This window comes from Cellulosimicrobium cellulans (genome assembly GCF_042723955.1).
Classification (GTDB): domain Bacteria; phylum Actinomycetota; class Actinomycetes; order Actinomycetales; family Cellulomonadaceae; genus Cellulosimicrobium; species Cellulosimicrobium cellulans_H.
Map to the genome: position 1 here is coordinate 1 of NZ_JBHXIC010000033.1, position 22,513 is coordinate 22,513.

General features: G+C 74.1%; 20 protein-coding genes and 1 tRNA gene. 14 read left to right on the forward strand and 7 right to left on the reverse strand.

What is annotated here, in order from left to right:
• Positions 1 to 55: 55 nt before the first annotated feature.
• The 4 genes from ACFWH7_RS10940 to ACFWH7_RS10955 all read right to left on the reverse strand — a co-directional run bounded on the left by ACFWH7_RS10940 (position 56) and on the right by ACFWH7_RS10955 (position 5,649).
• A complete protein-coding gene (locus tag ACFWH7_RS10940) occupies positions 56 to 1,726 on the reverse strand; it encodes a discoidin domain-containing protein (RefSeq protein WP_378216536.1) in 1,671 nt (556 codons plus the stop codon).
• A 221-nt stretch (positions 1,727 to 1,947) separates the two neighbouring features.
• On the reverse strand, positions 1,948 to 3,072 hold the full coding sequence (locus ACFWH7_RS10945; protein ID WP_378216537.1) for an ABC transporter ATP-binding protein: 1,125 nt from the start codon (positions 3,070 to 3,072) through the stop codon (positions 1,948 to 1,950).
• Positions 3,073 to 3,322: 250 nt separating this feature from the next.
• The gene (gene otsB, locus ACFWH7_RS10950; RefSeq protein WP_378216538.1) at positions 3,323 to 4,189 is read right to left on the reverse strand and encodes a trehalose-phosphatase; all 867 of its coding nucleotides are present in this window, start codon (positions 4,187 to 4,189) and stop codon (positions 3,323 to 3,325) included.
• Positions 4,186 to 5,649, reverse strand: coding sequence for an alpha,alpha-trehalose-phosphate synthase (UDP-forming) (locus ACFWH7_RS10955; RefSeq protein WP_378216540.1), 1,464 nt, complete (start codon positions 5,647 to 5,649; stop codon positions 4,186 to 4,188). The genes otsB and ACFWH7_RS10955 overlap by 4 nt, the downstream gene beginning before the upstream one ends.
• Before the next feature lie 180 nt (positions 5,650 to 5,829).
• Here ACFWH7_RS10955 and ACFWH7_RS10960 point away from each other — a divergent pair, with 180 nt between their 5' ends.
• The 4 genes from ACFWH7_RS10960 to ACFWH7_RS10975 all read left to right on the forward strand — a co-directional run bounded on the left by ACFWH7_RS10960 (position 5,830) and on the right by ACFWH7_RS10975 (position 9,323).
• The gene (locus ACFWH7_RS10960) at positions 5,830 to 7,551 is read left to right on the forward strand and encodes a serine/threonine-protein kinase (RefSeq protein ID WP_378216542.1); all 1,722 of its coding nucleotides are present in this window, start codon (positions 5,830 to 5,832) and stop codon (positions 7,549 to 7,551) included.
• Positions 7,552 to 7,637: 86 nt separating this feature from the next.
• Positions 7,638 to 8,213 carry a hypothetical protein gene (locus ACFWH7_RS10965; RefSeq protein ID WP_378216543.1) on the forward strand — a complete coding sequence of 192 codons (576 nt, stop codon included), beginning with the start codon at positions 7,638 to 7,640 and terminating at the stop codon, positions 8,211 to 8,213.
• An 88-nt stretch (positions 8,214 to 8,301) separates the two neighbouring features.
• The gene (locus tag ACFWH7_RS10970) at positions 8,302 to 9,156 is read left to right on the forward strand and encodes a DsbA family protein (RefSeq protein ID WP_378216544.1); all 855 of its coding nucleotides are present in this window, start codon (positions 8,302 to 8,304) and stop codon (positions 9,154 to 9,156) included.
• Between the two features lie 91 nt (positions 9,157 to 9,247).
• Positions 9,248 to 9,323: transfer RNA gene (locus tag ACFWH7_RS10975), tRNA-Thr, on the forward strand.
• A gap of 60 nt (positions 9,324 to 9,383) precedes the next feature.
• Here the strand turns inward: ACFWH7_RS10975 and ACFWH7_RS10980 are convergent.
• Both ACFWH7_RS10980 and ACFWH7_RS10985 read right to left on the reverse strand, forming a co-directional pair.
• Complete coding sequence (locus tag ACFWH7_RS10980) at positions 9,384 to 10,253, reverse strand: SGNH/GDSL hydrolase family protein (RefSeq protein WP_378216545.1); 870 nt, start codon at positions 10,251 to 10,253, stop codon at positions 9,384 to 9,386.
• A 609-nt stretch (positions 10,254 to 10,862) separates the two neighbouring features.
• Entirely contained in the window at positions 10,863 to 11,522 is a 660-nt protein-coding gene (locus tag ACFWH7_RS10985; RefSeq protein WP_378216574.1) for a uracil-DNA glycosylase, read from the reverse strand.
• Positions 11,523 to 11,775: 253 nt separating this feature from the next.
• On the opposite strand from ACFWH7_RS10985, the gene ACFWH7_RS10990 reads away from it, so the two are divergent.
• The 4 genes from ACFWH7_RS10990 to ACFWH7_RS11005 all read left to right on the forward strand — a co-directional run bounded on the left by ACFWH7_RS10990 (position 11,776) and on the right by ACFWH7_RS11005 (position 14,742).
• Positions 11,776 to 12,096 carry a DUF3263 domain-containing protein gene (locus ACFWH7_RS10990; protein WP_313661903.1) on the forward strand — a complete coding sequence of 107 codons (321 nt, stop codon included), beginning with the start codon at positions 11,776 to 11,778 and terminating at the stop codon, positions 12,094 to 12,096.
• Positions 12,097 to 12,176: 80 nt separating this feature from the next.
• Positions 12,177 to 12,830: a LytR C-terminal domain-containing protein gene (locus tag ACFWH7_RS10995; RefSeq protein ID WP_378216546.1), complete on the forward strand. Its 654-nt coding sequence runs from the start codon at positions 12,177 to 12,179 to the stop codon at positions 12,828 to 12,830.
• Between the two features lie 180 nt (positions 12,831 to 13,010).
• The gene (locus tag ACFWH7_RS11000; RefSeq protein WP_047232397.1) at positions 13,011 to 13,214 is read left to right on the forward strand and encodes a cold-shock protein; all 204 of its coding nucleotides are present in this window, start codon (positions 13,011 to 13,013) and stop codon (positions 13,212 to 13,214) included.
• 19 nt (positions 13,215 to 13,233) lie between these two features.
• Entirely contained in the window at positions 13,234 to 14,742 is a 1,509-nt protein-coding gene (locus tag ACFWH7_RS11005) for a phytoene desaturase family protein (RefSeq protein ID WP_378216548.1), read from the forward strand.
• A 7-nt stretch (positions 14,743 to 14,749) separates the two neighbouring features.
• Here ACFWH7_RS11005 and ACFWH7_RS11010 read toward each other — a convergent pair whose 3' ends face one another.
• On the reverse strand, positions 14,750 to 16,219 hold the full coding sequence (locus ACFWH7_RS11010) for a glycoside hydrolase family 15 (protein WP_378216549.1): 1,470 nt from the start codon (positions 16,217 to 16,219) through the stop codon (positions 14,750 to 14,752).
• Positions 16,220 to 16,511: 292 nt separating this feature from the next.
• Here ACFWH7_RS11010 and groL point away from each other — a divergent pair, with 292 nt between their 5' ends.
• From groL to ureG, 6 genes are all read left to right on the forward strand, one after another.
• Entirely contained in the window at positions 16,512 to 18,137 is a 1,626-nt protein-coding gene (gene groL, locus ACFWH7_RS11015) for a chaperonin GroEL (RefSeq protein WP_378216550.1), read from the forward strand.
• A 170-nt stretch (positions 18,138 to 18,307) separates the two neighbouring features.
• Positions 18,308 to 18,610 carry an urease subunit gamma gene (locus tag ACFWH7_RS11020; protein ID WP_047232401.1) on the forward strand — a complete coding sequence of 101 codons (303 nt, stop codon included), beginning with the start codon at positions 18,308 to 18,310 and terminating at the stop codon, positions 18,608 to 18,610.
• A gap of 52 nt (positions 18,611 to 18,662) precedes the next feature.
• Entirely contained in the window at positions 18,663 to 19,112 is a 450-nt protein-coding gene (ureB, locus tag ACFWH7_RS11025) for an urease subunit beta (protein WP_378216551.1), read from the forward strand.
• A 3-nt stretch (positions 19,113 to 19,115) separates the two neighbouring features.
• Positions 19,116 to 20,834 carry an urease subunit alpha gene (locus ACFWH7_RS11030; RefSeq protein ID WP_378216552.1) on the forward strand — a complete coding sequence of 573 codons (1,719 nt, stop codon included), beginning with the start codon at positions 19,116 to 19,118 and terminating at the stop codon, positions 20,832 to 20,834.
• Between the two features lie 3 nt (positions 20,835 to 20,837).
• A complete protein-coding gene (locus tag ACFWH7_RS11035) occupies positions 20,838 to 21,683 on the forward strand; it encodes an urease accessory UreF family protein (protein WP_378216553.1) in 846 nt (281 codons plus the stop codon).
• Positions 21,649 to 22,494 carry an urease accessory protein UreG gene (ureG, locus tag ACFWH7_RS11040; protein ID WP_378216554.1) on the forward strand — a complete coding sequence of 282 codons (846 nt, stop codon included), beginning with the start codon at positions 21,649 to 21,651 and terminating at the stop codon, positions 22,492 to 22,494. Before ACFWH7_RS11035 ends, ureG begins: the two co-directional genes overlap by 35 nt.
• Positions 22,495 to 22,513 lie beyond the last annotated feature (19 nt).

The window sequence follows — 22,513 nt, forward strand, 5'->3', positions numbered from 1 at the left end:
GTGCTGGGGGGTGGCCCCGGGTGCGGGCCCGACGAGCCACGCACCCGGAGATCCGTCAGGCGCAGTCGTGCGGGTCGTGCTCGACGTCGACGGTCGAGGTGACCTCCTCGCCGTCGACCGTCGCGGCACCGGTGACGGTCACCGAGCCGCTCCCGACCGAGGCCGAGCGCACCGCGAACGACTGGTACGCGTTCGTGCCCGGGGCGACGTCGGTGAACTCGCGCGTGCCGTAGGCGGTCGCGAGGGTCACGTCGACCGGCGAGTCCTCGCCGTTCGCCGCGCGGACCGCGAGGTACGCCTGGCCGGCGAGGCACCGCGCCTGCGCCTCGACGTCGAGGTCGAGCTGTCCGCTCGGCGTGCCGTAGACCTCGAGCTCGTAGAGCGAGAAGCCCCACTGCGTCGCGCGCTCCGTGAGGTAGAGGCGCACGTACCGGCCCGTGCCCGCGACGTCCAGCTCGTCGTACCCGCCGTCACCGTCGGCCACGGTGTGCACCGTGGTCCAGGTCTCGCCGTCCGGCGAGGTCTGGATCTCGTACCCCGACCCGAAGGCGGTCTCCCAGTCGATCACGACCTGGCTGAGGTCGTAGCTCGCGCCGAGGTCCACCGCGATCCACTCCGGGTCGTTCCACGCGCTGCTCCAGCGGGTGCCGGCGTTGCCGTCGACCGCCAGCTCGGGCTCGTGACCGGCCTCGTCGATGCTGGAGGCCGTCACCGGGCGGCCCAGGGCGAGCGACTCCTCGCCCTCGTTCCCGCCCCCGCCGTCGGACTCGAAGCACCGGAGGTAGCGGTAGGACTCCGCGGAGGTCTCGAACGACGGCGCCCAGTCCCACTCGTAGGTGTAGTACTGCACGTACGGCTCGGCCGCGGCGATGATCGCCGGGAGGTCCAGCTCGCCCCGGCCGAGGGCGACCTGCCGCATGTCGCCCGGCGCGTTCACGTTCACGGCGTCCTTGATGTGCAGCAGCTCGATGCGGTCCCCGTGCTCCTCGATCCACGCGGGCACGTCGAGCCCGGCGTCGGCGGCCCAGCCGACGTCGAGCTCGAACGTGACGTAGCGCGGGTCGGTGTTCTCCTCGATGACCTCCCAGGCGCTGACCATCTCGCCCGTCACCGGGTCGGGGTACCGCGTCGTGAACTCGCTCTGGTGGTTGTGCAGCACGATCTTGTTCGCGCCGTTCTCGTGCGCGTACTGGCCGAGCTGGTTGACGTAGGCCGCGGTCGCGACCGCCTCGGCGTAGGTGCCGTAGCCGCCGGCCATCCCGCCGGTCCCGATGTAGTCCTGACCCAGCGCGACGGCGTAGGCGACGGTCTGGGGCCACGAGCCCCAGTCCGTGCTGCCGTGGCTGGACGACACCGCGAGGCCGTGCTTGTCGAGGATCGCCTGGTACTCCTCGACGGGCATCGAGTAGGGCTGGTTGTACGGCTCCACGTTGGTGAACCCCGCGTTGGCGACCTCCCCGAGCACGCGGTCGATCGTCTCGGCGGACGGGGTCCCCGAGCCCCCGAGCTCACCGACGTGCGTGTAGAGCTGGATGGAGATCTTGGAGTCGGGCAGCCCGTCTTCCGGGCCGCACGTCTCGGCCGCGGCGAGGGTGGTCGGGGGGCTGGTCTCGGCGGACGGGGTCGCGACGGCCGGGGCCGCGGCGAGCGTGACCGCGACGAGCGCGCCGCCTGTCAGTGCCGCGCCGAGGCGACGAGCGCGAGACGAATGGTGCGAGATCTGCATGAGGCTCCAATTGACAGCGTTGTCGATTTGGCTGACGAACATGCGACTTCTGATGTCACGTGTGCAAAAGTAGTCTTGTGGTCGACCATGACCCTGTCAAGGGCGAGCCGCGCCGCCCCCGACCGGCACGGGATCCCGCGGAGGCGCCGTGCCCGGAGACGACGAAGGGCGGGTCCCCCGACCGGGAGGACCCGCCCTGCGGCGGTGCTGCGTGACGGGTGTCAGCTGATGCGCTGGCCCGACGCCGCGCCGAAGACGTGCGAGTGACCCGGGCGGATCGTCACGTAGATGCGCTCGCCCTTGGCCGGGACGTTGCGCGGGTCGACGCGGACGATGACCTGGTTGTCACCGGCGCCCGAGTGGACGTCGGCCTGGGACGCGAGGTCGCCCTTGAGCGTGCCGTAGACGAACGCGTCGGAACCGAGCTCCTCGACGATGTTCACCTCGACCGGGAAGGCGGCCTCGTTGGCCTGCGACACGACGTCGAGGGCCTCCGGGCGGAAGCCGATCGTCACCTTGCCGTTGTCGGCGTCGGTGATCTTCGCGGCCGTCTCGCGCTCGAGCGTGATACGGGCCGGGCCGACCTCGGCGACGCCGTTGTTCACGGCGAACGTGCCGATGTTCATGGCCGGCGAGCCGATGAAGCCGGCGACGAAGACGTTCTGCGGGGTGTCGTACATGTCGCGCGGCGTGCCGACCTGCTGGAGCAGACCGTCCTTGAGGACCGCGATGCGGTCGCCCATGGTGAGGGCCTCGGTCTGGTCGTGCGTGACGTAGACCGTCGTGACGCCGAGGCGGCGCTGGAGCGACGCGATCTGCGTACGGGTCTGGACGCGGAGCTTGGCGTCGAGGTTCGACAGCGGCTCGTCCATGAGGAACACCTGCGGCTGGCGGACGATCGCGCGGCCCATGGCGACGCGCTGACGCTGGCCACCGGAGAGCGCCTTCGGCTTGCGGTCGAGGTACTCGGTGAGGTCGAGGATCTTCGCAGCCTCCTCGACGCGCTGGCGGATCTCCGCCTTCGGCGTGCCGGCGATCTTCAGAGCGAAGCCCATGTTGTCCGCGACGGACATGTGCGGGTACAGCGCGTAGTTCTGGAACACCATCGCGATGTCGCGGTCCTTCGGCTGGACGTCCGTGACGTCGCGGTCGCCGATGTAGATGTGACCGCCGTTGACGTCCTCGAGGCCCGCGAGCATGCGGAGCGAGGTCGACTTGCCACAGCCCGAAGGGCCGACGAGGACGAGGAACTCGCCGTCCTCGATGTGCAGGTTGAGCTGGTCCACAGCGGGACGCTCGGTCCCGGGGTAGAGCCGGGTTGCGTGGTCGTAGGTGACCGTAGCCATGACTGGTACATCCCTCCACCGGCAGGTACGTGCCGGACGATCCGTTGTGCAGTGACGTGCCACGTCGACGTAGCTGTTCGCGATGGCGGACGAGCGTGTCTTCGACGACACAGAAGGAGTCGGACCCCCTCTGGTGCGAGCAGGGGACCCGACGTCATCGTGGACCCGATACTACTCCGGCTTCTGAGTGCTTCGTCACAGAGCCGGTCACGATCGGGTAGCGGTTTCGTGGCGGCGCGTGACGCGCCCGTCAGGCCTCCGGGCGTCCCAGCAGGTCGGCGAGCAGGTCGAGCGCCGCGGCCAGCCCGTCGGCGTCGGGCACCCGTGCCGTCGCCCGGGTCTCGCCGTCCCCGACCTTGACCCCCAGGTCGCCCGCGCCGAGGACGGCGAACGCGGTCTCGTCCGTGGTGTCGTCCCCGGCGTACAGCACGTGCGTCCGCGCGTCCGGGAGCCCCGCGTCCTGCCCGACCACGTCCCGCAGCCGGTCGACCGCCTCGCCCTTGGACGTCTCGACGACGGCGACCTCCACCACGTCCTTGCCGTGCATCGCGTGCAGCCCGAGCCGCTCGGCCACGGCGTCCGCGACGTCCTCGGCCGCCCGCGTGTCCGCCGGGGACGCGAGCCGCGTGTGCAGGACGGCGGCGCTCGGCTTGTCCTGGACCCACGCGCCCTCGCGGCCCGCCACGGCGTCCGCGAGGCCGGCGCGCAGCGCCGCGAGGGCGTCGGCCTGGTCCGCGGTCAGCTCGAGCGGGACGGCCTCGAGACCCGACGGCGTGACGACGCCCGTCTCGGCGCCGTGGCTGCCCACGAGGAAGGTCCCGACGGGCGGCAGACTGCGCTCGGCGAGGTCCGCGAGGTGACGCCCCGAGACCAGGGCGAGGCGCGTCGTCGTCCCCGCGAGCACCCTCCCGAGGCGGTCGACTGCGGCCCGCGCCGCGGGCGCCATGCGCGCCGCGTGCGGGTCGTCGACGAGCGGCGCGAGCGTCCCGTCGAAGTCGAGCGCGACGAGCCGGGCGTGCGGGGAGTCGCTGCCGTCCGCCGCGAACGTACGGACGGCGTCGGCGACGGGCCGGGGCAGCGGCGGTGGCAGCGCGGGGCCGCCGTCGGGCGGGGTCACGCGCCGGCCTCCGCGGCGAGGTCGGCCCGTGCCCCGTCCTGGCCGGCGTCGTCCGGCCGGCGGTGCGGGACGCGCGACGGCATGGCCGTGAGGACGCCGAGGAACGACTCCGACCACTTCGCGACGTCGTCGCTGAGGACCTTGCGGCGCAGGCGGCGCATGCGCTTGCGCTGCTCGCGATGGTCCATGTGCGCGGCGGCCACGATGATGTCCTTCATCCCGTCGATGTCGTGCGGGTTGACCAGGAGCGCACCGGAGGAGAGCTCGTCGGCGGCTCCCGTGAACTCCGAGAGCACGAGGACGCCCCGGTCGTCGGAGCGCGCGGCGACGTACTCCTTGGCGACGAGGTTCATGCCGTCGCGCAGCGCGGTGACGAGCATGACGTCCGCCGCGAGGTACAGCGCGGCCATCTCCTCCGGGGGGTAGGAGTGGTGCAGGTAGTGGATCGCGGCGTGCCCGATCTCGGCGTACTCCCCGTTGATGCGCCCGACGGCGCCCTCCACGTGCTCGCGCAGCTCCTGGTAGGCGTCGACGTTCTCGCGGCTCGGGCTCGCGACCTGGACGAGCGTCGCGTGCTCGACGTCGAGGCGCCCGTCCTGGAGGAGCTCGCCGTAGGCCTTGATGCGGTGCCGGATGCCCTTGGTGTAGTCCAGGCGGTCCACGCCGAGCATCATGATGTCCGGGTCGCCCAGGTCGGCGCGGATCTCGCGCGAGCGCTGCTGCACCTCGGGCGAGCGCGCGAGCTCGTCGAAGCGGCGCGAGTCGATCGAGATGGGGAACGCCGCGGCGCGCACGTGCCGGTCGCGACCGTCCTCGCCGGGGACCGTGATCATGGGGCCGCGCGTCGTGTGCGCGCGCAGGCGACGCACGGCGCGGATGAAGTTCGCGGCGTCGCCCGCGCGCTGGAAGCCCACGAGGTCCGCGCCCAGGAGCCCGTCGAGCACCTGCCGGCGCCAGGGGAGCTGCTGGAACAGCTCGAGGGGCGGGAACGGGATGTGGTTGAAGAACCCGATCCGCACGTCCGGGCGCTGGGCGCGGATCATCTGCGGCACGAGCTGGAGCTGGTAGTCGTGCACCCACACGACGCCGCCCGGCGAGACCTGCGCGACAGCGGCGTCCGCGAAGCGCTGGTTGACGCGCCGGTACGCCTCCCACCACGTGCGGTGGTACGTGGGCGGCGAGATGACGTCGTGGTAGAGCGGCCAGAGCGTGTCGTTGGAGAAGCCCTCGTAGTAGCGCTCGATCTCGTCGGCGGAGAGGGTGACGGGCACGAGGCGCATGTCGTCGGCGTCGAACGGCTCGCTCGCCAGGTCGGGCGCGCCGGACCAGCCGACCCACGCGCCGTCGGACGCCTGCATGACGGGCTCGAGCGCCGTGACGAGACCACCCGGCGAGCGGTTCCACTCGACGTCCCCGCCGGGTCCGACCGTGAAGTCCACGGGCAGCCGGTTGGCCACCACGACGAGATCGAATCCCTCTTTACCTGTCAATGGACTGCTCCTTGAGCTTCGATAGATCGCGCCTGGGAGACCCAGGTTAGTCGGCTCGTCCCGCGCGGGGACGGGCCGTCCGTCCCGGGCCGAGTCGCCCACCGGGCCCGTCAGGCCGCCGAACGGGCCTGCTGCCGCTACCTTGTCACCATGGAGGAGCCCACGCAGCGCGTCGACGCGCGGACCGCCCCCGGCGGGCCGGCGCGCGGCCCCGCGCCCGGCAGCGAGGTCGGGGGCTACCTCATCGGCGCGCGGCTCGGCTCGGGGGCCATGGGCACCGTCCACAGCGCGCACGACGGCGGCGGCAACCTCGTCGCGATCAAGCTCCTGCACGCGCACGTCGACCTCGACGCCGCGGCCCAGGGGCGCGAGCGGCTGCGGCGCGAGGCGCTCGCCCTCCAGCGCCTGCGGCACCCCGCCGTCGCGCAGATCCTCGACGTCGAGCTCGACGGCCCCGACGCGTTCATCGTCACCGAGCTCGTCGACGGCCCGACCCTCGAGGACGAGGTCGCCGAGGGCGGCCCGCTCGACGCGTGGGACCTCTACGAGCTCGCCGACCAGCTCGCCGCCGCGCTCGAGTCCGTGCATGCGGCGGGCGTCGTGCACCGCGACCTCAAGCCGAGCAACGTCATGGTCTCCTCGCGCGGGCCGGTGCTCATCGACTTCGGGATCGCGCAAGGCCTCGAGGACGCGCGCGTCACGTCCACCGGCCTCGTCATGGGGACGCCCGGCTACCTCGCGCCCGAGCTGCTCGAGGGCGCCGCCCCGAGCGTCGGGAGCGACTGGTGGGGCTGGGCGGCGCTCCTCGCCTACGCCGCGACGGGCCGTGCCCCGTTCGGGGTGCGGCCGACCGACGTCGTCCTGGCCCGTGCCCGCAGCGGGCGACCCGACCTCGCCGGCCTCGGGCCGGTCACGGCGCGCGTGCTCGCCGGGGCCCTGCACGCGGACCCCGCGCAGCGGCTCGGCCCGACGGAGGTCGTCGCCGCGCTGCGCCAGGCCGCCGACACGGGGGACCTCGCCCCCGCGACCCAGGTCGTCGGCCCGCCCACCGGCCCCACGCGGGTCGTGCCCCCCGTCGCCGTCGTTCCGGGCGGCACGGGCGCGCAGGCCTGGACCGGAGCGGCGCAGGTCGTGCCGCCGCCCTTGCCGACCTCGCAGTCCCAGGTCAACGACGGCCGCACCATGGCGGTCCCGGCGGGCCACGACCTCATGGACGACCTCGGGGCGCCGCCCGTGGGGGAGGACGGCGAGCCGCTCTACGTCCGGCCCGTGCCCGCCGCGCGCCGCACCGCGCTGCTCCTCCTCGCGGTCCCGCTCGTCCTGCTCGGCATGCTCCACCCGGGCGTCGCGTTCGTGGTGCTCTCCGTGCTCGTCGTCCTGGCGCGCGTCGTCGGGGTGACGACGGAGTCGCTGCACGCGCGGCGCGAGCGGCGCGGCGTGTCGCCCCGCGACACCGTGCGGGCGGTCGCGGCGTCGCCCTGGTACGTCGCGCGCGCCGCGGTCGGGGCGCTCCCGTCCCTGCTCGTCGCGGCCTGCGCGGGGGTGCTCGTCGTCGTGGCCGGGTGGTGGCTCCTGGAGTCCGACCGCTGGGTCGTCGTCGAGGGCGCGGACGGCGGGAACTCGCCGGTCGTCACGACCGTGATCCTGGGGCTCGCGTCGCTCGCGGCCGTCGTCCTCGCGTGGGCTGGGCCGCTGACCCACCTCACGCGCTACGGGACGCGGACCGCGCTCGCGCGGATCGCCCCGGGGCGCACCGGGACCCTCGTGCTCGTGGGCATCGGGCTCGCCCTCACGGTCCTGTGCGTCGTGCTCCTCGCCGGCGACCCCGAGGTGACGTGGTGGCCCTTCCCCGGGCCACCGGCGCTGCGCTGAGCCGGAGTCCCGGCGCCGACGCCCGCTCGCGGACGGTCCCGGGCGTTCCCAGCCCGCTACCAGCACGCATGCGTAGGATGGGCGCCGTGCTCCGGACGACGGTGCCGCGCGCGTGGTCGCGCGGCGTGACGCGCACGTCCGTCGTGCCCGTGACCGGCCGGCTCCTCGGCCCCGCCCTCCTGCTCCTCACGCTCCTCGCCGCCCTGGTGACGCAGCTCGCCGACCGCGGGTACGCCGTCGTGCACCAGTGCGTCACGGTGCCGGGCGCGTGGGGCGTCGCCGGGATGCACCTCGCGCTCGTCCACGAGACCCCGGACTGCCCGTCCGGCACCGCGCTCGGCGGCGACCCCGCCGCCATGGTCACCGTGGTCGGCGTGCTCGCGCTGCCCGTCGTCGTCGGGCACGTCGTGGCCGCGGCGGTGGCGTGGGGCGTGTCGGCCTGGGCGCGGCGCGCCCACGACCGCTCCCGGGCGGTCGTGACCGGCGCGGCGCGGGCGCTGCGGAGGGTCGTGCGGGGGGCGGGCCGCCCGGTGGGCGCGCTCGTGGCGGGCGCCCGGCGGGTCGTCCGCCCGGTGCCCGACGCCGTCCCCGCCGCACTGCACCACCTCGCCGACGCGGTGGTGCGCACGCGGCGCGGGCCGCCGCGGCTCGCCCTGGTCTGACGACGCCGTCGGACGCACGGCCCGCGCGACCCCTGCCGGCGCGCACCCCGACACATCCCAGCTCTCGGAACTCCCTCGGAGGACGACCATGCCCAGCAACGAAGCCCAGACCAAGGCCCAGCGCCGCGAGGCCGCGCGCGCGGAGGCGCTCGCGATGCGCGAGGCGCAGGCCAAGCGCGACAAGCGGAACCGCCTCATCACGATCGGAGCGCTCGTCGCGGGCGTCCTCGTGCTCGTCGGTGTGTTCCTCGCCGTGTGGATCCCGGCCATGAAGGACCAGAACAAGACGATCGACGCGGTCGCGGCCGGCAACCTCGCCGACGTGACGAGCCCGTCGACGTCCCGCGACGACGGCGGCATCCCGATGGGCGCCGACGGTGCGGCCGGGACGGAGAACGAGGGCGCGGTCGAGGTCGGCGTCTACCTCGACTACATGTGCCCCATCTGCGGCCAGTTCGAGGAGACGAACGGCGCGACGCTCGACCAGCTCCGCGAGTCGGGCGACATCACCGTCGTGCTGCACCCCGTCTCGATCCTCGACCGCATGGCGAACGCGCAGCAGTTCTCGACCCGCTCCGCGGCGGCCGCCGCGTGGATCGCGGACCAGGCTCCGGAGCAGATGAACGCGTTCAACGCGATCATGTTCCAGAACCAGCCCGAGGAGAACGTCTCGACCCTCACCGACGAGCAGATCGCGGACCTGGCCGAGCAGGCCGGCGTCCCGGCCGACGTCGCCGCGGGCATCGCCGACGGGACCGCCGTCGAGACCTACGGCGACTGGGCCGCGACCGCGACGAGCCTGGTCACGCAGGACGAGGCCCTCGTGAACCCGCAGTCCGGCGGCTTCGGCACGCCGACGATCACGATCGACGGCGAGCGCTGGGACGGCAACTGGAGCCAGCCGAACGCGCTGTCGGACGCCGTCACGGCCGCGCAGGGCTGACCCGCAGGCCGGCGCCGCGAGCGGCGTCGGCCGCGGTCCCGGGCCGTCGGGCGAGCAGGTAGTCTGTTCGCTCGCCCGGCAGCCCGGGCACGCCGCCTTAGCTCAGCTGGTAGAGCACTCGCCTTGTAAGCGAAAGGTCGTCGGTTCGAACCCGACAGGCGGCTCCACCGCGACGCCCCCGGTTCCGCAGAGCCGGGGGCGTCGTCGTACCCCGGTCGACGGGTGCGTCAGTCCTGCGCGAGCGGGACCGGCAACAGCTCGGGCGCCTTGGGGAGGCGGCCGTCGCCCGACGACGTCCCCCGGATCCGGCGCTGCGCCCACGGCACGACGTGGGTGCGCACCCACTGCGCGTTCTGGCGCGCGCGGTCGAGGGCCGGGAGCGGCGGCAGGGGAGCGAGCGGGTCGTCCCATGCCGCGTCGTCGGGCGCCTGGCCCAGCCCGACGAGCGCCGCCTGCGCGACCCTCCGGTGCCCCTCGGGCGTCAGGTGGATGCGGTCCTCGGACCACACGCGCCAGTCCTGGAGGGCGCGCATGCCCCACAGGTCGAGCACGTACGCGCCCTGCCGGCGCGCGATCGACCAGATGTGCGCGTTGTACACGCCCACGCGCGGGCGCGTGAGGCCCACGAGCGGCGAGCTGGAGGCGTCGAAGCCGGTCGCCATGAGGACGTCGATCCCCGCCCCGCGCAGGCGCGCCACCGCGTGCTCGAGGTTGCGTGCGAGCCGGTCGACGTCGGCGTTCGGCCGCAGGATGTCGTTGCCGCCGCCGATGACGCTCACGAGGTCCGGCTTCAGCTCCAGCGCCGCCGGGACCTGCTCGGTGAGGATCGAGCGCAGCTTGCGCCCGCGGATCGCGAGGTTCGCGTAGCGCAGCGGCTCCTCGCCCGCCGCGACGCGCCGGGCAGCGAGGTGCTGCGCGAGCAGGTCCGCCCAGCCGCGCTGGTGGTCGTCCTCGCCGGGGTAGGGGTCCCACAGGCCCTCGGTGAACGAGTCGCCGATCGCGGCGTAGCTCGTCCAGCGGGGCGGGGCGTCGTCGGGTCGGCGTACGTCGGAGGTGTCACCGGCCAGGGGAGTGGTCGTCGGCTTCTGCGTCGTCACCCGCCCATTCTGCTCCCGTCGGTCCCGTACTCCGCCGAGGTAGAACCGCAGTCCGAGGTAGAACCGCAGTCCGCCGAAGTAGAACCCTGGTTGCGCGAGGTAGAACCCTGGTTACTCGAGGTAGAACCCTGGTCGGTCGAGGTAGACCTGTGGTTGCGCGAGGTAGAACCGTGGCCGGTCGAGGTAGAACCGTGGTCGTGCCCGACGGCGGGCGGTCGCCCGTCGCGGTCGGCTCACCGCCCGAGGTGGTCGGGCCCCGCCGATGGCGGTCGGGCAGCCTGGGCCGGCCGGATCGGTGCGGCACTCTCGGTCGACCGTCGCCTGGGTGACCCGGCCGTTCGACCGGCGGGTCGGGGCGCGTCGGGCAGGCGACGCGGTGCGCCACGCGCCCGGGACGCACCAAGACCGCCTGCTCGCCGTGACGGTGCGGCGCGACGGCGAGCGGCGCGGACGATAGACGCGGCACCATCGCCCACCCCGACGACCCAGGGCGACCAGACCCGCCGTCGGGCGCAAGAACCAGGGTTCTGCCTCGGGCAACCAGGGTTCTACTTCGCGTAACCAGGGTTCTACTTCGGCGGACTGCGGTTCTACCTCGGCGGGGACGGGCTACGCGGTCGGGAGGGTCCAGTCGACGGGGGCTGCGCCCTGGGCGACGAGGAGCTCGTTGACGCGGGAGAACGGGCGGGAGCCGAAGAACCCGCGGCGCGCGGAGAGCGGGCTCGGGTGGGCGCTCGCGACGACGGGGGTGTCGCCGAGCATCGGGCGCAGCGTCGCGGCGTCGCGGCCCCACAGGATCGCGACGAGCGGGGCGTCGCGGGCGACGAGCGCCCGGATGGCCGCCTCCGTGACGGCCTCCCACCCCTGGCCGCGGTGCGAGCCGGGCTCGCCGGGGCGGACGGTGAGCACCCTGTTGAGGAGCATGACGCCCTGGTCGCTCCACGCGGTGAGGTCGCCGTTCGCCGGTGTGGGGGCGCCGACGTCCTCCGCGAGCTCCGCGAAGATGTTCTGGAGCGAGCGCGGCACCGGGCGCACGTGCGGCTGCACGGAGAACGACAGCCCCATCGGGTGCCCCGGCGTCGGGTACGGGTCCTGACCGACGACGAGCACGCGCACGTCGGCGAGCGGCCGCGAGAAGGCGTTGAGGATCGCCGACGGCGCGGGCAGGTACTCGCGTCCCGCCGCGACCTCCGCACGCAGGAAGTCCCCGGTCGCGTGGAGCTGTGGCTCGACGGGCGCGAGGGCGTCGGCCCAGTCGGGCGCCATGATGCTCGCGAGCGGGGGGCGGGGGCTCGGCGTCGGATCCGTGCTGGCCGGGGTGCTGCCCGGGTCGACGTCGGCGGGCTGGACGGGTGCGCTCTCCACGGCCCCGAGCCTAACCGGCGCGCGGAGCGCCTCGGCAGGCTCTCGGCGGACTACGGCGAGGACGAATGACACCCGTGTGGTTCGTGCGTACGCTGAGAGGCGGCCGCGCGCTCCGGGGTGCGCAGGTCTGGTGACGAGAGAGTGCAGGGAGGGAACGATGAGCGAGGCGGCGTACGTGCTCGACGGACCCGACGCGGTCGGCGACCCGACCGTCCAAGAGGGCCCGGCGTCGGGCCTGAGCGAGCGGGACCAGGAGATCCTGGCGTTCGAGCGGCAGTGGTGGAAGTACTCGGGCGCCAAGGAGCAGGCGGTGCGCGAGCTGTTCGACATGACCGCGACGCGCTACTACCAGGTGCTCAACGCGCTCATCGACTCCCCGGCGGCGCTCGCGCACGACCCGATGCTCGTCAAGCGGCTGCGTCGGATGCGTTCGACCAGGCAGCGGGCCCGCACGGCCCGCCGGCTCGAGGGTCTGTGACCTGAGGTGCACCCCTCGCCCGTGAAGTCTGCGCGAACCGGGCGTTTAGCCAACGGGCCCGACCGGGCTACCCTGTCGCCGTGACGAAGAGCCGCTACCCCTACGCGCCCGACGAGTTCGACGCGCCCGCGCAGCAGGGCGCGCCCGTGGGGGTGCACCGCACGCCGCGCAGCGGGTGGAGCAAGACGTGGCCGTTCCTGCTGGTCGCCGTCGTCTTCGCCGGCCTCGCGTACGGGGGCGTCGCGCTGCTGTCGGACAACGGTGCGACCGAGAACCCGCCGCAGGCGCAGTCCACCGAGCCGGCGGCCGAGGAGACCGAGGCGCCGCCCGCCGAGGAGACCGAGGAGCCTCCCGCGGAGGAGGAGCCGCCGGCGACGGAGGAACCGCCCGTCGAGGAGACGCCCGCGGCTCCTGACCTCGCGACGCTCATGGCCGCGGCCGACCCGAGCGCGTACGTCCGCGTGCTGAACGACAGCGGGATCGGGGGCGAGGCGGGCAAGGGCAAGGACGCCCTCGACGCGCAGGGCTTCAGCAACACCGTGGCCACCGACTACCCGGACGGGCCGGCACCTGTCGACGTCACGACCGTCTGGTACGTGCCCGATCGCAGCGACACCGCCGCTGCCGTCGCCGCGACGCTGGGCATCCCGGCCGAGAACGTCCAGCAGGTCGAGAGCTTGCGCGAGGGCGACGTCGCCGTCATCATCAAGTCCGCGATCACGCCGGTCGGCTGACCTCCTTCACGGTGGATCCGTCGTCCGCGGTCGCCGTGAGCGTGTGACCTGCTCGTTCGCTCCGCAGAGCAACAGCGTCGGCCGCGCGTTCGACCTTCCGTGCACGCCGCTCGCGGGCTAGGCTCGGGCTACCACGGGGCGGGGGTCGCCTCGCGGGCGACGATGCACGAGGAGACGTAGATGGCCCAGGGCACCGTGAAGTGGTTCAACTCCGAGAAGGGCTACGGGTTCATCACGCCCGCGGCCGGCGGACAGGACCTCTTCGTGCACTTCAGCGCGATCCAGACCGACGGCTACCGCACGCTCGACGAGGGCCAGGAGGTCGAGTTCGAGCTCGGCCAGGGCACCAAGGGCCCGCAGGCCGAGCAGGTGCGGCCGCTCTGACGCGGCTCCCGAGGGTCGCGTGACGGAGAACCTCGACGCCGTCGTCGTCGGTTCGGGCCCCAACGGGCTGGCCGCCGCCGTGACCCTCGCACGTGCCGGTCTCGCCGTGCGCGTCCTCGAGGCGCAGCCGACGATCGGCGGCGGCGCGCGCACGCTCGACCTCGGCCTCGCGGACGGGGTCGTGCACGATGTGTGCTCGGCCGTGCACCCGATGGCGTGGGCGTCGCCGTTCTTCGAGGCGTTCGACCTGGGCGCGCGCGGCGTGGAGCTGCTCGTGCCCGAGGTGTCGTACGCGCAGCCGCTCGACGGCGGCCGCGCGGGGATCGCGTACCACGACCTCGACCGCACGGTGGAGCGTCTCGGCGTCGACGGTGACGCCTGGCGCGCGCTGCTCGGTCCGCTTGCCGAGGGCTGGCGCGACGTCGTCGCGGTCGCCCTGGGTGACAAGCGGTCGGTGCCGGGGCGCGTGCTGACGCCGAGCGGCGCAGGGGCGGCGGCCCGGTTCGGTGCGGCGGTCCTCGAGCAGGGGAGCGCGGCCTGGACGCGGCGGTTCCGCACCGACGAGGCCGGGGCGCTGCTCACGGGCGTCGCGGCGCACGCGATCGCCCGCCTGCCGTCGCTGGCCGCGGCCGGGACGGCGCTGCTGCTCGCGTCGCTCGGTCATGCACCGGGTGGGTGGCCGCTGCCACGGGGCGGTTCGGCCGCGATCGTCGCGGCCCTCGTGGCCGACCTGCGCGCTCACGGCGGGGAGGTCGTCACGGGTCACCGCGTCGGAACGCGCGCCGACCTGCCGCGGGCTCGGGCCTACGTGTTCGACACGGCGCCGCGCGTCGTCGCGGACGTGTTCACCGACCGCCTGTCGCCGCGCACGGAGTGGGCCCTGCGCCGGTTCCGGCACGGCGACGCGGCCGCGAAGGTCGACCTCGTGCTCTCCGGTCCGGTCCCGTGGGCGGACCCGGAGGTGGGGCGTGCCGGGACCGTGCACGTCGGAGGGACGCGTGCGGAGATGGCGCGCGCGGAGGCGGACGTCGCGGCCGGCCGGCACGCGGTGCGGCCGATGATGCTCGCGAGCGACCCGACCGTCGTCGACCCGGCGCGCGAGGCGAACGGCCTGCGGCCGCTGTGGACGTACGCGCACGTGCCCGCCGGCTCGACGCGCGACGTCACCGAGGACGTCCTCGGCCAGCTCGAACGGTTCGCCCCGGGGGTCCGGGACCTCGTCGTCGCGTCCCGCTGCGTGCCCGCGGCGGAGATGGCCGCGCACGACGAGAGCTACGTGGGTGGCGACATCGCGGGCGGCGCGGTGAGCATGTGGCAGATGGTCGCGCGCCCGACGCCCCGGCTCGACCCGTACGCCGTCGGGCTCGAGGGTGTGTACCTGTGCTCGGCGTCCACGCCGCCCGGGCCGGGCGTGCACGGGCTCGGCGGCTGGTACGCCGCGCGGCGCGTGCTGCGCCGGGAGTTCGACGTGCGGGAGGAGCCGAGCCTGGCGCCCTCGCCGACGGCGGGGGCCGGCGCGAGGTCGTGACCGCGCCCTACCGCGTGGGGGTGACGGGCTCCCGCGCGTCGAGCTCGACGAGGGCGAGCACGACGAGCGCGGAGCTCCACGACAGCGGTGCGACGGCGGCGGGCGACCCGTCCGCGAGGACCTTCTCCGGGATCGCGCCGGACGCGGTGCGGTGGTCGTCGACCCACCGCAGCCACTCCTCGGCGTCCGCGACGTCCTCGGCCTCCGACGACGACGCGGCGGTGAGCGCGTAGAGCGTCGTCTGCGGTGTCCAGGAGATGCCGTCCTCGCGCCAGCCCGCCCCGGGAGCGAGCCCTCCGGCGGGGCGCAGCATCTCGGTGACGGACGCGCGCCACGCGACGTCCGCCCCCGCGAGCGGCTCGGGCTGGAACGGGGGCAGGACGAACGCGGTCGACGCGTCGTGCGCGCCGCCGGTGACGTGGCGCGGGTAGCCCTGCGACCCGAACGACCGCTCGACGGCCATGCGCAGGCGCGCGGCAGCCAGCGTCGCGTCGGCTGCCCGGCCGGTCTCGCCCGTCGTGGCGTAGACGTCGGCCGCGGCCTCGAGCCCGGCGAGCAGGGGACCGGCGGTGCCGAGGGTCAGCGCCGTCGGCTCGACCTCCCAGTAGTCGCTCGACGGCGGGGGCAGCGGGTCCTCGCCGTCGACCAGCGAGAGCGCGTGCTCCGTCGCGGCGTCGACGAGGGGCCCCAGCTCCGCGGCGACCTCGCGCCGCTCGGCGGCGGGCGTCTCCTCCAGCACGACGTCGGCCGCCCACAGGACCCAGCCGACGCCGTCGGACTGGAGGCCGCGGTCGTCAGGCACTCCTGAGCCGTCGGGCAGGTAGCGCGCGTGGAACGACCCGTCGTCCTCCTGGACGCGGGTGAGGAAGCCGAGGACGTCGCGCGCGTCGTCGACGTGCCCCGTGCGCGCGAACGCCGCCGCGGTGAACGACGCGTCGCGCGGCCACACGTAGCGCCACTTGGGGGAGGCGGCGGCGAGCGCGGCGCCGTCGTCGAGCGTGAGGGCTCGCAGGTCGAGCAGCGCGGCCTCGCCGAGCGCCGCGAACGGGCCGTCTACTCCGGGGACGACGCCGGACGCGAGCCACGCGCGCGACGCGGCGGCAGCGTCCTGCGCCCGTGCGGTGTCCAGGAGCGCCGACGCGTCGAGCCGGGCGCCGGCGACCTGCGCGAGCCGGTTCGCCTCGCCGTCCGCGGGGTCGACGCCCCCGGCGAGCGCGACCGGGTCGAGAGTCGTCGGGTCGAGCACGCGGCTGCCGGGGAGGTAGGTCGCCCCGGCCCCGGGGGCGAGGCGCAGGAGCGCTGTGCCACCGCCGGGGGCGGTCGTGACGGCCACGCCGTCCTGGTACAGGTCGATGTGCTCGCCCGTGGGGGCGGCGACGGCGGTCGCGGCGGTGAGGCCGAGGGCAGGGACCAGCACGAAGCCGGCCAGGGCTGCTGCGAGGCGCCACGACGGTGTTGCGCGGATCACACCGCGCATCCTAGGGGGATCGCGAGGTGCGGCGGGTTTCGCCCGTCGCGATACGGGGACGGGCAGTGACGGGCTGTCTTGCACTCGCACCCTGCGAGTGCCAATAATGGCGTTAGCACTCTCGTCATGAGAGTGACAGAAGTGACCAGCGCAGGCAGCCGCTCACCGCGGGTGCGGCGCACAACACCAGGTCGACAGGTGAGGCCCGCCTCGGCGGCGTGACATGAACGCCGCCCGTCGCGGGCCGTCCGTCGCGGGCGCCGGCCGACCGCCATACGCCACCAGCGGAGGATCATTCCCCATGGCCAAGATCATCGCCTTCGACGAGGAGGCTCGTCGGAGCATGGAGCGCGGGCTCAACGCCCTCGCCGACACCGTCAAGGTCACCCTCGGCCCCAAGGGCCGCAACGTCGTGCTCGACAAGAAGTGGGGCGCGCCGACCATCACGAACGACGGCGTCTCCATCGCCAAGGAGATCGAGCTCGAGGACCCGTACGAGAAGATCGGTGCGGAGCTCGTCAAGGAGGTCGCCAAGAAGACCGACGACGTCGCGGGTGACGGCACCACCACCGCGACCGTGCTCGCCCAGGCGCTCGTGCGCGAGGGCCTGCGCGTCGTCGCGGCCGGCGCCAACCCGATCGCCGTCAAGCGCGGCATCGAGAAGGCCGTCGACGCGGTGACCGAGCAGCTGCTCAACGCCGCCAAGGAGATCGAGACCAAGGAGGAGATCGCCGCCACGGCCGCCATCTCCGCCGGCGACCCCGCGATCGGCGAGCTCATCGCCGAGGCCCTCGACAAGGTGGGCAAGGAGGGCGTCATCACGGTCGAGGAGTCGAACACGTTCGGCCTCGAGCTCGAGCTCACCGAGGGCATGCGCTTCGACAAGGGCTTCCTCGCGCGCTACTTCGAGACGGACCCCGAGCGCCAGGAGGCCGTGCTCGAGGACCCGTACGTCCTCATCGTCGAGTCCAAGATCTCGAACGTGAAGGACCTGCTCCCGGTCCTCGACCAGGTCATGAAGGCCGGCCGCTCGCTCCTCATCATCGCCGAGGACGTCGAGGGCGAGGCGCTCGCGACCCTGGTGCTCAACAAGATCCGTGGCACGTTCAAGTCCGTCGCCGTCAAGGCCCCGGGCTTCGGCGACCGCCGCAAGGCCATGCTCCAGGACATCGCGATCCTCACCGGCGGCCAGGTCATCACCGAGACGGTGGGCCTCAAGCTCGAGAACGCGACGCTGGACCTGCTCGGCCAGGCGCGCAAGGTCGTCGTCACCAAGGACGAGACCACGATCGTCGAGGGCGCGGGCGACGCCGACCTGATCCAGGGTCGCGTCAACCAGATCCGTGGCGAGATCGAGAAGTCGGACTCCGACTACGACCGCGAGAAGCTCCAGGAGCGCCTCGCGAAGCTCGCCGGCGGCGTCGCCGTCATCAAGGCGGGTGCCGCGACGGAGGTCGAGCTCAAGGAGCGCAAGCACCGCATCGAGGACGCCGTGCGCAACGCGAAGGCGGCCGTCGAGGAGGGCATCGTCGCCGGTGGTGGCGTCGCGCTCATCCAGGCCGGTGCCGTGGCGTTCGAGAAGCTCGAGCTCGAGGGTGACGAGGCGACCGGTGCGCAGATCGTGCGCGCCGCGATCGACGCCCCGCTCAAGCAGATCGCCGTCAACGCGGGCCTCGAGGGTGGCGTCGTCGCGGAGAAGGTGCGCAACCTCCCGTCCGGCCAGGGCCTCAACGCCGCGACCGGTGTGTACGAGGACCTCCTCGCCGCCGGCGTGAACGACCCGGTCAAGGTCACGCGCTCCGCGCTCCAGAACGCCGCCTCCATCGCGGCGCTCTTCCTCACGACCGAGGCCGTCGTCGCCGACAAGCCGGAGAAGGCTCCGGCCATGCCGGGTGGCGACGGTGGCATGGGCGGCATGGACTTCTGATCCACGCCTGACCCTCTCTCCCGGCCTGGTCCGGGAGGTCGCAGGACATCGAAGGCCGTCGGCCGGGTTCGCCCGGTCGGCGGCCTTCGTCGTGCCCGGGACGGTCCGGTACACGGACGTATAACGCGGTGTATACACGCCGGAAACGAACGCACGGCAGGATCGCGGCCATGCACCTGACGCCCGCGGACACCGAGAAGCTCCTGCTCGCCGTCGCGGGCATGGTCGCGCGCGACCGGCGCGAGCGTGGCGTGCTGCTCAACTACCCCGAGACCGTCGCGCTGCTCACCACATGGGTGATCGAGCGCGCCCGCGAGGGGGCGGGCGTCGAGGAGCTCATGGTCTCCGGGCGCGAGGTGCTCGGGCGCGACGAGGTGATGGACGGGGTCGCGGAGATGCTGCCCGACGTCCAGGTCGAGGCGACGTTCCCCGACGGGCGCAAGCTCGTCACCATCCACCAGCCGATCGCCTGACCCGGCGCGGACCTGCGACGCGGACGGCATCCCGGCGAGAGCGAGGCGAGACATGGCAGGCATCAGCACGAGCGGACCCGGCGCGATCCGGCTCAGGCGCGGCACCGAGGACGTGCCCGTCGTCCTCAACGCCGACCGCACCGACGACGAGCGCGTCACGCTGGTCGTGACGAACACCGGGGACCGCCCGGTGCAGATCGGCTCCCACCTGCACCTTCCCGACGCCAACGCCGCGCTCGCGTTCGACCGCGCCGCCGCGCACGGGTTCCGGCTCGACGTCCCGTCCGGCACGTCGCGTCGCTTCGAACCGGGCGCGTCGGCGGAGGTCGAGGCCGTCGCCCTGCGGGGCCGACGCCGCGTCCCCGGGCTCCAGCGCGGCAAGTCCGACGGCGGCGCGCTGGACCGCGCGTCCACGTCGCCCGAGGTGCCCGCGGGCCTCGGCGGGACGACGGCCCCGGGCGACCTGTCGTCGTCGGGCACGACCACCCCCGAGGAGGACTGACGCATGGTCGCGATCTCGCGCGAACGCTACGTCGCGCTCTACGGCCCGACGACGGGCGACCAGGTGCGCCTCGGCGACACCGACCTGTGGATCGAGGTCGAGGAGGACCGCACGTTCGGGGGCGAGGAGGTCGTCTTCGGCGGCGGCAAGTCGATCCGCGAGTCGATGGCGCAGGGGTCCACGACCCGCGCCGAGGGCGCGCTCGACACGGTGATCACGAACGCGGTCGTGCTGGACTGGTGGGGGATCGTCAAGGCGGACGTCGGGATCCGGGACGGGCGGATCGTCGCGCTGGGGCGCGCGGGCAACACCGACGTCGCGGACGGCGTGCACCCGGACCTGCACATCGGGCCGAGCACGGACGTCGTGAGCGGGGAGGGCAAGATCCTCACCGCGGGCGGCATCGACTCGCACGTGCACCTCATCTCGCCGTCGCAGGTCATCGAGGCGCTCGCCACCGGCATCACGACCGTCGCGGGCGGTGGCACCGGGCCGAGCGAGGGCACCAAGGCCACGACCGTCACGCCCGGGGCGTGGCACCTCGAGGCGATCCACCGCTCGCTCGACCGGCTCCCCGTGAACGTCCTGCTGCTCGGCAAGGGCAACACCGTGAGCGCCGAAGGGCTGCGCGAGCAGGCCATGGCCGGCGCGGGCGGTTACAAGGTCCACGAGGACTGGGGGTCGACGCCGGCCGCGATCGACGCCGCGCTGCGCGCCGCCGAGGACTGGGGGCTCCAGGTCGCGCTGCACTCCGACTCGCTCAACGAGGCCGGGTTCGTCGAGTCGACGCTGCGCGCGATCGGCGGCAGGTCGATCCACGCCTTCCACGCCGAGGGCGCGGGCGGCGGCCACGCACCGGACATCCTCACCGTCGCGAGCCACCCGAACGTCATCCCCGGCTCGACCAACCCGACCCTCCCGCACACGGTGAACACCGTCGCGGAGCACCTCGACATGCTCATGGTGTGCCACCACCTCAACCCGCAGGTCGCGGAGGACCTCGCGTTCGCCGAGTCGCGCATCCGCGGCACGACGATCGCCGCCGAGGACGTGCTCCACGACCTCGGCGCCATGTCCATCACGTCGTCCGACGCGCAGGCGATGGGCCGCATCGGCGAGGTCGTCACGCGCACGTGGCAGGTCGCGCACGTCATGAAGGCGCGGCGTGGTGCGCACCCGGGTGGGGCGCGCGGACCGGAGCTGCCGGCGGACAACCTGCGCGCTCGCCGGTACGTCGCCAAGTACACGATCAACCCGGCCGTCGCGCACGGGATCGACGCGTACATCGGATCGGTCGAGCCGGGCAAGGTCGCGGACCTCGTGCTGTGGGAGCCCAAGCTGTTCGGCGTGCGGCCGAGCGTCGTCATGAAGGGCGGCGCGCTCGTCTGGGGTGCGCTCGGCGACCCGAACGCGTCCATCCCGTCGCCGCAGCCCGTGCTCATGCGACCCGCGCTCGCCGACGCGATCGGCGCCGACGTCTCGATGTCGTTCGTCTCGCCCGCCGCGCTCGACGACGGCCTGGAGGAGCGGCTCGGGCTCGCCCGGCAGCTCCTGCCCGTGGCCCCCACGCGCGACGTCGGCAAGGCGCAGATGAGGAACAACGACTACCTGCCGCAGATCGACATCGACCCCGAGTCCTTCGCGATCGAGGTCGACGGCGAGCTCGTCGTCCCGGCCCCCGCCGACCGGCTGCCCCTCGCGCAGCTCTACTCCCTGTTCTGAGCCATGACCGGGACACGAGAACCGGCGGCCCGACCGGCCGACGCGGGCGGACGGGCCGAGCTCATGCTCGCGCTGCTCGCCGACGCGCGGCTCCCGACCGGCGGGCACACGCAGTCTGCGGGGCTCGAGCCGGCGCTGCGGGCGGGGATGCCGGCCGCGCGCGTGCCCGACTACGTGCGCGCGCGGCTTGCCACGGTGACGCGCGTCGAGGCGGCGACGGCGGTCGTCGCGCGGCACGGCGCGCTCGAGGCCGCGGCGTGCGACCTCGCCGGCACGTGGCTCGCCTGGGCCGCCCGGACGCCGTCGCCCGCGCTCCGCGAGACGTCGCAGCGGCTCGGCCGCGGCTATCTGCGGCTCCTGCGTCGGCTGTGGGCCGGGCATCCCGCGGTCGCCGCGCTGGACGAGGCCGCGGTGCTCGTCGCCGACGCGCGCCGCGCCGACGGCGTGCCCGACCCGGACGAGGGTGCCACGTCGGCCGCACGGGCGCCGTCGGGCACCGGAGCCGGTGCGGGGAGGCGGGCGGCGACGAGCCGCAGGGCGCCGCAGCCCCCGCGACCGGTGGTGCTCGGCGTGACCGCCGCGTGCGCGGGGCTGTCCGCGCTCCAGGTCGCGCGCCTCGTCGGGTACGAGGACGTGCAGACCGTCGCCGCGGCGACGCTCAAGCTCGAGCCCGTCGACCCCGTCGTCGCGACGGGCTGGGTCGTCGCGGCCCAGCCCGCGATCGACGCGCTCGCCCGCGACGTCGCCCACCTGACCGACCCTCGCGCGATCCCCGCGCACGGCGCACCGCTCGTCGAGCAGTGGGCCGAGATCCATGCCCGCACCACCGAGAGGCTGTTCAGTGCCTGACCAGACGACCCCCGCCAGCACTCGTTCCTTGCGACTCGGCGTCGCCGGCCCCGTCGGCACGGGCAAGAGCTCGCTCATCGCGCTCCTGTGCCGCGAGCTGTCCGGCGTGCTGCAGCTCGGCGTCATCACCAACGACATCTACACCGACGAGGACGCGCGGTTCCTGCGCTCCGCGGGCGTGCTCGACCCCGAGCGCATCCGCGCGGTCGAGACCGGCGCGTGCCCGCACACCGCGATCCGCGACGACGTGACCGCGAACCTCCTCGCGGTCGAGGACCTCGAGGAGGACTTCGCGCCGCTCGACGTCGTGCTCGTGGAGTCGGGCGGCGACAACCTCACCGCCACGTTCTCGCCCGCGCTCGTCGACGCGCAGATCTTCGTGCTCGACGTCGCGGGCGGCGGGGACGTCGCGCGCAAGGGCGGGCCGGGGATCGCCCGGGCGGACCTGCTCGTCGTCAACAAGACCGACCTCGCGCCGTACGTCGGGGTGGACGTGCCGCGGATGGTCCTCGACGCGACGGCCGCGCGCGACGGCGCCCCGGTGCTCGCCCTCTCGCGCCTCGACCGCGAGTCGATCGACGCGCTCACCACGTGGGTGCAGACGCTGCTCGCTGCGCATCGCGCCGGCGCGCACGTGCCGCAGGACCCGGGTCCGATGGCGCCGCACTTCCACGCGGACGAGGAGGGCAACGGGTTCCTCCACACGCACGAGGAGGGCGGCGCGGCGCACTCCCACGGGCACGACCACACCCCCGCCGACGAGCACGGCGACGCGGCCGCGGAGCCGGTGGCCGCCGTCGGGCGCGACTGAGGCCCGGGGCGACGAGACG